At 60.3% G+C, this 2309-nt stretch carries 2 protein-coding genes and 1 riboswitch; both genes read right to left on the bottom strand.

Annotated elements, in window-relative coordinates:
* A partial coding sequence (gene thiC / locus NKH02_RS34270; protein ID WP_352884243.1) for a phosphomethylpyrimidine synthase ThiC occupies positions 1-1156 on the bottom strand: 1156 nt, incomplete at its 3' end.
* A 103-nt stretch (positions 1157-1259) separates the two neighbouring features.
* Positions 1260-1376: riboswitch (TPP riboswitch) on the bottom strand.
* A 182-nt stretch (positions 1377-1558) separates the two neighbouring features.
* On the bottom strand, positions 1559-2155 hold the full coding sequence (pmtA, locus tag NKH02_RS34265) for a phospholipid N-methyltransferase PmtA (RefSeq protein WP_352884246.1): 597 nt from the start codon (positions 2153-2155) through the stop codon (positions 1559-1561).
* Between the last annotated feature and the right edge of the window lie 154 nt (positions 2156-2309).

Raw genomic sequence — 2309 nt, 5'->3', positions numbered from 1 at the left:
ACTCGGCGAACTGCGCCGCGTCGTTGGCATCGGCGATGGAGCCCGGACGAAGGCCGTCGCCGAGCGAGAAGGACACGTCGTAGGCTCTGGCGATGTCGCAGATCTCCGCAAAATGCTCGTAGAGGAAGCTTTCCCGATGGTGGTGAAGGCACCATTTGGCCATGATCGAGCCGCCGCGCGAGACGATGCCCGTGACCCGGTCAACGGTCAGCGGGATGTAATGCAGCCGCACTCCTGCATGGATGGTGAAATAGTCGACGCCTTGCTCGGCCTGTTCGATCAGCGTGTCGCGGTAGACCTCCCAGGTCAGATCCTCGGCGATGCCGCCGACCTTCTCGAGCGCCTGGTAAAGCGGCACCGTGCCGATCGGTACCGGCGAGTTGCGCACGATCCAGTCGCGGATGTTGTGGATGTTGCGGCCGGTCGACAGGTCCATGACCGTGTCTGCGCCCCAGCGGATCGCCCACACCATCTTTTCGACCTCTTCGGCCATGGACGATGTGACGGCGGAGTTACCGATATTGGCGTTGATCTTGACCAGGAAATTGCGGCCGATGATCATCGGCTCGCTCTCGGGATGATTGATGTTGGCGGGAATGATCGCGCGTCCGCGCGCCACCTCGTCGCGCACGAATTCCGGCGTGACGAAATCGGGAAGCGCCGCGCCGAAGGCTTCGCCGTCGCGCAGCACGCTACCGCGGACGATCTCGCGGCCGAGGTTCTCACGGACGGCGACGAACTCCATCTCAGGCGTAATGATGCCGGCGCGCGCGTAGGCAAGCTGGGTCACCGCCTTGCCGGCCTTGGCCCTGAGCGGCCGGTTGCGAACGGGAAATTCCGGTGTCAGGCGCTCGCCCGCCGCGAATCCGTTGTCTTCCGGCCGGACATGACGGCCGTCATAGGCTTCGACATCGCCGCGCGCGCTGACCCATTCGTGGCGAAGCCGCGCAAGGCCCTTTTCGATACTGGTCTCGACAGTCGAGTCGGTATAGGGGCCGGACGAATCGTAGACGATGACGGGCGGCTCGCCGGCCGTCGGATGGACGGAGATTTCGCGCATCGGCACCCTGATCTGCGGGTGGATGGCACCGGGCTTGTGGATTTTCCGTGAGGCGGGCAGCGGTCCCGTTGAGACGGCTGGGGTGAGGGCATTCATCGTGAGGCTCCTTTGCTCATGCATTGGAGACCCAGTTCTGTGCCGGAAGGATGAAAAGACGCTTCTGTGGACCTGCCGAAACAGGACCTCGGGCGTGAACTCCCGCAGAGCGCTTGCACCGTCCCTACGCCAGTATGAACTGGATCAGGTTCAACGGGTCACTGCGCCGCGAAAGCCAGCAGTATCTCAGCCCCTTGCCGGGACTCCCCTGGTGAATGCCTCAGGTTGAACGGGCCGGCGCGGCTTTGTCAAGCGCATTTGGCCCGCCCACTGCCAAATCAAACCAGGACCGCGTCGTCTTCTTGGCAATCTGGCATCTGCCCCTGCTCTGTTCCACATCCTATTTGGGTGCAAGGCCACCCCTCAGCGGAACCCTCAGAGAAGGAAACCGTCCAGATTTGGCTAGACTGCTCGACGATAAGTCCAGAGCTGTGCCGGCGGTATGTTGCGGACGACGAAGTCATAGTGGGAAACCACGTAACGGTCTGGCATCTTGATCACCGGCGATAGAAGTCCATACGTGATCTGAATTAGGGGCCGGCCCGCAGGAATACGGGCAAGCAGATCCTCAACCAGCGCGACACGCTGTTGCATTGGAAAGCTCAACAGCGGGACTGCACTTATAACACAATCGAACTGTTCACCTTTCCGCTCACCCAGAGCTTCGTCCAGCGCAAATGCGTCGCCCAATCTGAAGTCCACATTCGGGAAGCGTTGCACCAGGCCGTCGTAGAAAATCCTGGAATATTCGACTGAAACCAGCTGGCGCGGCTTGATTCCCCTAGCCAGGATCGCCTTTGTGATCACACCGGTTCCCGCGCCAAGCTCCAGAATCGGCAATCCTGACCGTGGGTTCACCACGCTTGCCATCCGGCGTGCCGCATAAACCGAAGTGGGAATAAGGGCTCCCACGCCCTTCTTGTCCTTCTGCCAGCCTTTGAAGAATTGGACTTCTTCCTCAAACCTTTTGCCGAGCCGCTCCTTCAGTCGCAAAATCATATCTTCTCCTTGCGTCAGCCGCTTACCCAACGTCATGAATTTGGCAAAGCGCGTTTTGGCCAATCTCGGCACCCTTTACAAGCCCGTTAAGACTGCTTGCGTGTCACGACGCGGTCAGCATGAATTGCCCCTTAACGCACTTTCATGTTTGCTG

The organism is Mesorhizobium sp. M1396 (genome assembly GCF_040317725.1).
GTDB lineage: Bacteria > Pseudomonadota > Alphaproteobacteria > Rhizobiales > Rhizobiaceae > Mesorhizobium.
This window is presented reverse-complemented; position numbering and strand designations above follow the sequence as displayed.